Raw genomic sequence first — 1253 nt, 5'->3', positions numbered from 1 at the left:
TCGATCTTCTGGTAGGGTTCGGATGCGAACTCGAACCTGGAGAAGAAGACGATGACCGACGACAGAATGGCCCTTGTCGAGCTAATTGAGCAAGGGGCTGATAGCGATTTGGTGCGTGAGATGCTGGCTTTCGCCGCGGAGCGCATGATGGATCTGGAGATCGAGGCGAAGACGGGCGTGCCTTGCGGATCACGCAGCCCGGAGCGGCTGAACCACCGCAACGGCTACCGCGAGCGCAGTTGGGATACGCGAGCTGGCCGGATTGATCTGGCAATCCCGAAGCTGCGCAAAGGCAGTTACTTCCCGAGCTTCTTGGAGCCACGCCGCACCGCCGAGAAGGCCTTGGCGGCAGTGATCCAGGAAGCCTACGTCCACGGCGTTTCGACCCGTTCGGTCGACGATCTGGTCAAGGCTATGGGCGCCAGCGGTGTATCAAAGAGCCAGGTCAGCCGTTTGGTTGCCGAGATAGACGAGCGGGTGAATGCCTTCCTTACGCGGCCCATTGAAGGTGAGTGGCCCTATCTATGGATCGACGCCACCTACCTCAAAGAGCGCGAGGGCGGACGGATTGTCTCGACGGCGGCGATAATCGCGGTGGGCGTCAACACCGATGGCCGGCGCGAGGTTCTGGGCGTAGCCACCGGCCCGTCGGAAGCCGAACCCTTCTGGAAAGCCTTCCTGCGCTCGCTGGCGGATCGCGGCCTGCGAGGTGTGAAGCTGGTCATCTCCGACGATCACAAAGGGCTGCGCGCCGCGGCCAGCAAGGTATTTGCCGCAACCCAGCAGCGCTGCCGGGTGCACTGGATGCGCAACGCGTTTGCCCATGCCGCGCCGAAACAACGACCCGCTGTCATTGCCATGATCAAGACCATCTTCGCGCAGGAAACGGCCGAGGCAGCGCACCAGCAGTGGGACCAAGTTGCTGATGCCCTGCGCGAGAAGTTTCCAAAGCTGGCCGACATGATGGACGCATCACGCGAAGACGTGCTCGCCTACATGGCCTTCCCCAAGGATCATTGGGCGCAGATCGCGTCCACCAACCCGCTGGAAAGAGTCAACAAGGAGATCAAGCGAAGGGCCGACGTGATCGGCATATTCCCGAATGACGCTGCCGTCGTTCGTCTCGTCGGAGCGCTCATGCTGGAGCAGAACGATGAGTGGGCGGTATCGCGCCGCTACATGACACTGGAAACTCTCGGCTCGGTGAGCCATAACCCTATTGTCAGCTTGCCAGCACTGGCCGCCTGACCTGA

Annotated in this window: 1 protein-coding gene; it reads left to right on the top strand. The window is 61.5% G+C overall.

The window, feature by feature from the left end; all coding sequences use genetic code 11:
- Positions 1-51: 51 nt before the first annotated feature.
- On the top strand, positions 52-1248 hold the full coding sequence (locus tag PKE80_RS25195) for an IS256 family transposase (protein WP_103094720.1): 1197 nt from the start codon (positions 52-54) through the stop codon (positions 1246-1248).
- Positions 1249-1253 lie beyond the last annotated feature (5 nt).

The sequence above is a fragment of the Novosphingobium resinovorum genome (assembly GCF_027922145.1).
Taxonomy (GTDB): Bacteria; Pseudomonadota; Alphaproteobacteria; order Sphingomonadales; family Sphingomonadaceae; genus Novosphingobium; species Novosphingobium resinovorum.
Note: the sequence above shows the minus strand (reverse complement) of the source record. Positions and strands in the feature narration are given on the sequence as shown.

Excerpts from the sequence above, each read along its gene's own strand:
- PKE80_RS25195 (WP_103094720.1), top strand. The coding sequence starts at position 52 with ATGACCGACGACAGAATGGCCCTTGTCGAGCTAATTGAGCAAGGGGCT.